Here is a 7,304-nt window from a genome sequence, read left to right as displayed (position 1 = left end):
CCGGATCATCTGGGCCATGCTGGTCAAAGGAGAAACCTACCGAGACCGCGCGAGCGCGCCGGCTGCGGCCTAGTTGAGGGGCAACAGCCGCCGCGCTCGCGCTCCATGCCTATCGGAAGGGCACTAAAGGTGTGATGGCAAATGGTCTGGAAACCGGGATCGAAACACTCCGCATCGTCATCGCGCGTCACAGCGCGCCGCAATGATTGGAATTCGATCAGCGATCTCCATCAGGGCCCGCGGTCAATGGCCGCTTCTCGAGGCCGTATACATGACCGCTCCCCGATTCATTTGCTGAAGCACCAAAAAGCCCTTGCCGAGAGGGGGCCGTCCATACATGACGATGTGACGAGAGCGTGCGCTCTCACGAGAAGAACGCGATCTTCTCGGCCTGGGTCATGCGGCGGATCGGCGCGAGCGGGTCGTTGGCGGCGGCGCGGGGTTTTTGCAGGATGCCGCTGGCGAGGATGGTGGCGCCGAGCGAGGGCTCGGGCAAGGACGTGGATAAGGGCGAGGGCATCGGCAGCGTCGCGCTCGGTGTCGCGGCGAATGTTGCCGTGGCCGCCATGGTCGGGGCCGGCTGCTCCATCACTTCGGCAGCGGCTTCCGCAATGGCATCGGTGAGGCGCGCGAGCGAGTCCATCGCGATCGGCGCGTCCGCGGCGGACTCTTCCGCGACCGCTGCGACGACCGGCTCTGGCGCGATCGGCTCCGGCGGCTCCGCTGCAACGGGAGCTGCGACCTCCGCAGCCGTCGGCTCCGGAGCGACCGCTTCCATCTCCACCGGCTCGATGATCTCGTCGAACTCCGGATCGGGCGCGGCCATCTCTAGCGCGATGGCCTCGAGGATGGCTTCGTCTTCGGCTTCCGCGGCGGCGTCGAGCGAGAACTCGTCGGTGACCTCCGGGACCGCAGTGGGCTCTGCGGCCGGCTCTTCAAAAGCGACGTCTTCATGCGCCGCTTCTTCACGTGCGGCTTCTTCAGGTGCTGCCTGGCTTTTGGCGACGATCTCGGGCGCGATTGCCTGCTCGGCAACGGCGGAAGTATCAGTGACGCCAGCTGCTTCGGCCTCCGGAGCTGCGGCGATGTCGTGCGGCGTCTCCGCAAAAGCCACGGGGGCTTCGCTCGCGATCGCGCCAGGTGCCACCTCCGCAGGCGCCACGTCCGCCGCGGACGACGGTGCCTCCTGCCCGGGAGCCGGCGCGGCCTGCGGCGTTGCGTCGCCGTCAAGCTGCTCCACGCGATCCTTCAGCAGATCGAAGGCGGCCTTGAGCTCGACGCGGGGGTCGATGGTCGAGATCTGTCCGCAGGCGGCCTCGATCGAGGCGAGCTGCGAATCAATGAGGTCGCAGATTCGCCCGTCGGCGCCGATCTCGCGCCAACGCCAGGAGATCTCCTTGATGATGCGCACCCCGCGCGGAATCGGCGCGAGGCTCGCCTCGATCGCCGCGGGCTCGAACGCTGCGATCGCGATCGTCTCGGCCTCGCGGATGGCGCGTCGGATCTCGATCAGCGCCTCGGGCAGGCGGTCCTCGACGACGGGTTGTCGCTGTGCTGCAAGGGTTTCTTCGATCTTCGCGACCGCATCGAGCACCATGCGCGTATCGGCGTTGCGGTTGCGCTTGGCATATTCGCCGAGGAACCAGCGGCCGCGCGCGGTTTCCATGAAGGCTTCGCGGATCGCGTCGTAATCCTGCTCGTTCGGCTCGGCCGCGCGGGCAGACATGGGCGAGAGGGCGAATGCTTCGTTGGCCATGACAATCTCGTCGCGCAAATCACCGCGCGTTACTGTAACGATCACCACGATATCGACCGAATCGCAATTGGTTTGATGCAGTCCGAATCACAAATCCCCATCGCGGCAGCGAAGAAGCGGCGATTCGCCGTGAGTCTTGCCCTGTTCTATTCGGCTGTCTTCGCGGTCTCGGGCACGCATCTGCCGTTCTTTCCGGTGTGGCTGAAGGCGATCGGCATCGACGCGGCCTGGATCGGGCTCATCAACGCACTGCCGGCGATCACGCGCTTCACCACGCTGCCGCAAGTGACCGCCTTAGCCGAAAAGCGCCAGGCCATTCGCGCCGCCATGATGGTGTCGGTGCTGGCGACGGCGATCGGTTTTACCGCGGTCGGCTTGCAGCAGCAGCCGCTGGCGCTGTTCCTGATCTATGCGCTGACTTGCGTGATGTGGACGCCGACGACCCCGCTGACCGATGCCTATGCGCTGCGCGGCGTTGCCCGCTATGGGCTCGATTACGGGCCGTTGCGGCTGTGGGGCTCGGCGGCGTTTGCCGCCGGCTCGCTCGCCTGCGGCTATCTCGTCGACAGCATCGCACCGCGCGACCTGATCTGGGTCATCGTAGCATCGGCCGTCATTGCGGTTCTGGCCAGTCTGCTGCTTCAGCCGCTCGACGATGTCAGGCGCAAGGCCGCCGAGACGCATGCCGGCAAGGCGCTGCTGCGCGATGCCGGCTTCTGGGCCATCATCGCCTCGGCCGCGCTGATCCAGGGCAGCCACGTCGCCTATTACACCTTCTCGGCCATCAACTGGCAGCTCCATGGGATCAGTGGGCTGACGATCGCGGGGCTGTGGACGCTGGGCGTGATCGCCGAGATCGTCGTGTTCGCGCTGTCGCCGCGCTTCTCGCTGCATGCCTCCACGATGATGGCGATCGGGGGGCTAAGCGCCGTGGTGCGCTGGATCGTCACCGCCAACGAGCCGCCGCTGGCGCTGCTCGCGATCGTGCAACTCGGCCATGGTCTCAGCTTCGGCATGACCATCGTCGGCACCATGAATCTCCTGGTGCAGCGCGTGCCGCCGCATCAGATCGCGCGGGGGCAGGGCTATTACGCCGCGTGCAACGGTCTATTGGGCGCAACGACCTCGATCGCGTCAGGCGCGATCTACGCCCATATCGGCGACGGCCTGTACTACGTCATGGCCGCGATGGCCGCTGCCGGTGCGCTCGTGATCTGGTCGGCGCGGCACCGGCTCAAGCCTCATCCCCACAGCGAGGCGTCCGGCGGATAGACCAGGCTTTCGTCGTAACGCAAGCCGTGATCGCGATCGCGCGCCAGCAGCAGCGGGCCGTCGAGATCGACGAAGCGCGCCTGCGGCGTCACCAGCATCGCAGGTGCCATCGACAGCGAGGTCGCGACCATGCAGCCGATCATGATCTCGAAGCCGAGCGCTTGCGCGGCATCGGCCATGGCCAGCGCCTCGGTGAGGCCGCCGGTCTTGTCGAGCTTGATGTTCACGGCGTCGTAGCGTGCGCGCAGCGGCGCGAGCGACGAGCGGTCGTGCACGCTCTCGTCGGCGCAGACCGCGAGCGGGCGCTTGATTCGTGCCAGCGCCTCGTCCTTGCCTGATGGCAGCGGCTGCTCCACGAGGGTGACGCCGGCGGCGGCGCAGGCGGCAAGATTGTGCTCCAGATTGGCCTCGGTCCAGGCCTCGTTGGCGTCGACGATCAGCTCGGCCCCGGGGGCGGCCTTGCGCACGGCCGCGATCCGCATCCCATCGCCTTCGCCGCCGAGCTTGATCTTGAGCAGCGGCCGGTGCGCGGCCTTGGCGGTCGCCGCGGCCATGGCCTCGGGGGTGCCGAGCGAGATGGTGTAGGCGGTGGTGCGCTCGCTCGGGACCGGGCGGCTCAGCAGGTTCCAGGCCCGCAGCCCCCCAGCCTTGGCCTCGAGGTCAATCAGGGCGCAATCCAGCGCGTTGCGGGCCGCACCGGGCGGCATGGCGGCCTGGAGGGCCTCCCGGGTCAGCCCAGCGGCCACCGCGTCCTGCATGGCCTCGATGGCGGCCAGCGTCGCCTCAGGCGTCTCGCCATAGCGGGGATAGGGCACGCACTCGCCGCGGCCGGTCAGACCGCCCTGGCTGACCTCCGCCACGACCGTCACGGCCTCGGTCTTGGCCCCCCGGCTGATGGTAAAGCTGCCGGCGATGGGGAAGCGCTCGATTCGCGCCGCCAGGGAGGCAAATTTCATGGAAGTCATTTTGAACTCTGGCGAAATCTGAACCTGCTAGTTACCTCTAGCAACTAACAATGGGCAGTTGGGGATACCTTCTCTAGGTAAGGGCGCGTGCGCAACCATCCGATTCTATCCGTTTCCTGCGCCTCGGCACGGGAGCGGACATCTTGAGTGGCGATCCGAAGCTGGAGCGGATTGCCAAGGGCAATGCGCTGGCACTCTGCGCCACCGGAACATGGACCGCGAGCTTCGCGCCGGTCCTGGAGCGGATGGTGGCGGACGCCGAGAAGCTCGCCGGCGGCCCCCAAAGCATCTTCATCGACGTTTCCGAGGTCGCCAAGCTCGACACCTTCGGCGCCTGGCTGATCGAGCGGCTGCGCCGCAGCCTGACGCAAGGAGCGGTCGAGGCGCAGATCGCGGGGCTCTCCGCCAATTATTCCAGCCTCGTCGACGAGGTGCGGCGGGTCAGGGCGACCCCCGTGGTCGACAGCAGCCCGATCACCATCACCGGCATGCTGGAGCAGATCGGCCGGACCGTGGCAGGTCTTGCCGGCACCGTGGCGGGCCTCGTCGACATGCTCGGCGCGGTGCTCGCGGCAGGCTTTCGCGTCTTGATCCATCCGCGCTCGCTCCGCCTGACTTCGACCGTGCACCACCTGGAGCAGGTCTGCTGGCGCGCGGTGCCGATCATCGTGCTGATCACCTTCCTGATCGGCTGCATCATCGCGCAGCAGGGTATTTTTCATTTCCGCAGGTTCGGCGCCGACATCTTCGTTGTCGACATGCTCGGCGTGCTGGTGCTGCGCGAGATCGGTGTGCTCTTGGTCGCGATCATGGTGGCGGGCCGTTCGGGCAGCGCCTACACCGCCGAGCTCGGCTCGATGAAGATGCGCGAGGAGATCGACGCGCTGCGCACCATGGGGTTCGACCCGATCGAGGTCCTGGTGCTGCCGCGCATGATGGCGCTCGTGATTGCGCTGCCGATTCTCGCTTTCCTCGGCGCGATGGCCGCGCTCTATGGCGGCGGGCTCGTCGCCTGGCTTTATGGCGGCGTCGAGCCGGAGGCCTTCCTGTTGCGGCTGCGCGACGCCATCTCGATCGATCATTTCATCGTCGGCATCGTCAAGGCACCGGTGATGGCCGCCGTGATCGGCATCGTCGCCTGCGTCGAAGGGCTCGCCGTGCAGGGCAGCGCGGAATCGCTGGGACAGCACACCACGGCGTCGGTGGTGAAGGGCATCTTCTTCGTCATCGTGATGGACGGCGTGTTCGCCATCTTCTTCGCCTCGATCGGGATGTGACGATGGCAGGCGAGATCCAAAATCCCATCATCCGCGTCCGCGACATCACCGTGCAGTTCGGTGCGACGCGCGTGCTCGACGGCCTCAACCTCGACGTCAAGCGCGGCGAGATCCTCGGCTTTGTCGGCCCATCCGGCGCCGGCAAATCAGTGCTGACGCGCACCATCATCGGCCTCGTGCCGAAGGTCGCAGGCTCCATTGAAGTGTTCGGCGTCGACCTCGATTCCTCCAGCACATCGCAGCGGCGAAATGTGGAGCGGCGCTGGGGCGTGCTGTTTCAGCAGGGCGCGCTGTTCTCCTCGCTGACCGTCAGGCAGAACATCCAGTTTCCGATGCGCGAATATCTTCGCGTCTCGCAGCGGCTGATGGACGAGATCACCATGGCCAAGCTGACCATGGTCGGTCTCAAGCCGGAAGTTGCCGAGCGCTTCCCGTCCGAGCTCTCCGGCGGCATGATCAAGCGCGTGGCGCTCGCCCGCGCACTGTCGCTCGATCCGGATCTCGTCTTCCTGGACGAGCCGACCTCGGGTCTCGACCCGATCGGCGCCGGCGACTTCGACGAGCTGGTCCGGACGCTCCAGCGCACTTTGGGGCTGACCGTTTTCATGGTAACCCACGACCTCGACAGCCTTTACACAGCATGTGACCGCATCGCCGTTTTAGGGAACGGTAAGATCATTGCGGCAGGGTCGATCGCCGACATGCAGGCCTCACAGCATCCCTGGCTGAGGCAGTATTTCCATGGCAAGCGCGCCCGCGCGGTCATGGGTTAAGAGCTGGGTTGAGTAGCCGGAGCACCTGATGGAAACGCGGGCGAATTACGTATTGATCGGGTCGTTCACACTGGCGGTGATCGCCGCCGCGATCGGCTTCGTGCTGTGGTTTCAGTCGCTGCACACCACCAAGCAGCGCACGCCCCTGCGCGTCGTGTTCGAAGGCCCGGCGGCGGGCCTGCGCAACGGCGGCAGCGTCAACTTCAACGGTATCAGGGTGGGTGAGGTGGTCTCGGTGAAGCTGGACAACCCGCGGCGGGTTGTCGCACTCGCCATGATCGAGAACAACGCCCCGATCCGCAAGGACACGCTGGTCGGCCTCGAATTCCAGGGCCTCACGGGGGTCGCCGCGATCTCGCTCAAGGGCGGCGACGAGGCCGCGGCCGCACCGCCGCTCGACCAGGACGGTATCCCGACGCTGACGGCGGACCCCAACAAGCTCCAGGACGTCACCGAGGCGATCCGCGGCACGCTGCAGAACATCAACAAGATCGTCGCCGACAATCAGGAATCGGTGAAGAACTCACTGAAGAATCTGGAGACCTTCACCAATTCGCTCGCCCGCAACTCCGAGAAGATCGACGGCATGATGGCCAAGGTCGACGGCGTCATGTTGAAGGCCGATAGTCTCATGCTCGGCCTCAACACGCTCGCCGGCGGCAAGGACGGCGGCGAGCTGTTCCAGGCGGTCAAGTCGATCCGCGAACTGGCCGAGGACTTCGACAAGCGCTCCGGCGCGCTGATGAGCGACGGCCGCCGCACTCTCGGCGACATCAGCCGCGCCGTGAACAATTTTGACCGCAACCCGACCCGCGTCCTGTTCGGCGCCAGCAACTCATCGCAAGCAGCCCCGCCGCCCGAGCCGCCGAAGCCGGCGGCGGCCGAGCGCAGGCGGTAGGAGGACGAGCAGTCTCTCCTCGTCATGTATGGACGGCCCCCTCTCGGCAAGGGCTTTTTGGTGCTTCAGCAAATGAATCGGGGAGCGGTCATGTATACGGCCTCGAGAAGCGGCCATTGACCGCGGGCCCTGATGGAGATCGCTGATCGAATTCCAATCATTGCGGCGCGCTGTGACGCGCGATGACGATGCGGAGTGTTTCGATCCCGGTTTCCAGACCATTTGCCATCACACCTTTAGTGCCCTTCCGATAGGCATGGAGCGCGAGCGCGGCGGCTGTTGCCCCTCAACTAGGCCGCAGCCGGCGCGCTCGCGCGGTCTCGGTAGGTTTCTCCTTTGACCAGCATGGCCCAGATGATCCGG

6 protein-coding genes are annotated in these 7,304 nt (G+C 66.1%); 4 read left to right on the top strand and 2 right to left on the bottom strand.

What is annotated here, in order from left to right; translation table 11 throughout:
- Positions 1–364: 364 nt before the first annotated feature.
- On the bottom strand, positions 365–1,756 hold the full coding sequence (locus BLV07_RS45455) for a hypothetical protein (protein ID WP_176946200.1): 1,392 nt from the start codon (positions 1,754–1,756) through the stop codon (positions 365–367).
- Between the two features lie 75 nt (positions 1,757–1,831).
- Here BLV07_RS45455 and BLV07_RS45450 point away from each other — a divergent pair, with 75 nt between their 5' ends.
- Entirely contained in the window at positions 1,832–3,028 is a 1,197-nt protein-coding gene (locus BLV07_RS45450; protein ID WP_091899105.1) for an MFS transporter, read from the top strand.
- On the opposite strand, the gene dgcA is transcribed toward BLV07_RS45450, so the two are convergent.
- Positions 2,998–3,993 carry an N-acetyl-D-Glu racemase DgcA gene (gene dgcA, locus BLV07_RS45445; RefSeq protein WP_091899104.1) on the bottom strand — a complete coding sequence of 332 codons (996 nt, stop codon included), beginning with the start codon at positions 3,991–3,993 and terminating at the stop codon, positions 2,998–3,000. The genes BLV07_RS45450 and dgcA overlap by 31 nt on opposite strands.
- Before the next feature lie 143 nt (positions 3,994–4,136).
- On the opposite strand from dgcA, the gene BLV07_RS45440 reads away from it, so the two are divergent.
- The 3 genes from BLV07_RS45440 to BLV07_RS45430 are packed head-to-tail and all read left to right on the top strand — an operon-like array spanning position 4,137 to position 6,941.
- Positions 4,137–5,270 carry an MlaE family ABC transporter permease gene (locus BLV07_RS45440; RefSeq protein WP_091899103.1) on the top strand — a complete coding sequence of 378 codons (1,134 nt, stop codon included), beginning with the start codon at positions 4,137–4,139 and terminating at the stop codon, positions 5,268–5,270.
- A 2-nt stretch (positions 5,271–5,272) separates the two neighbouring features.
- Complete coding sequence (locus BLV07_RS45435) at positions 5,273–6,043, top strand: ABC transporter ATP-binding protein (protein WP_162500203.1); 771 nt, start codon at positions 5,273–5,275, stop codon at positions 6,041–6,043.
- A gap of 28 nt (positions 6,044–6,071) precedes the next feature.
- Positions 6,072–6,941, top strand: a complete 870-nt coding sequence (locus BLV07_RS45430; protein WP_091899101.1) for an MlaD family protein — start codon at positions 6,072–6,074, stop codon at positions 6,939–6,941.
- Positions 6,942–7,304: the final 363 nt, after the last annotated feature.

This window comes from Bradyrhizobium sp. Rc2d, assembly GCF_900099855.1.
Taxonomy (GTDB): domain Bacteria; phylum Pseudomonadota; class Alphaproteobacteria; order Rhizobiales; family Xanthobacteraceae; genus Bradyrhizobium.
Note: the sequence above shows the minus strand (reverse complement) of the source record. Positions and strands in the feature narration are given on the sequence as shown.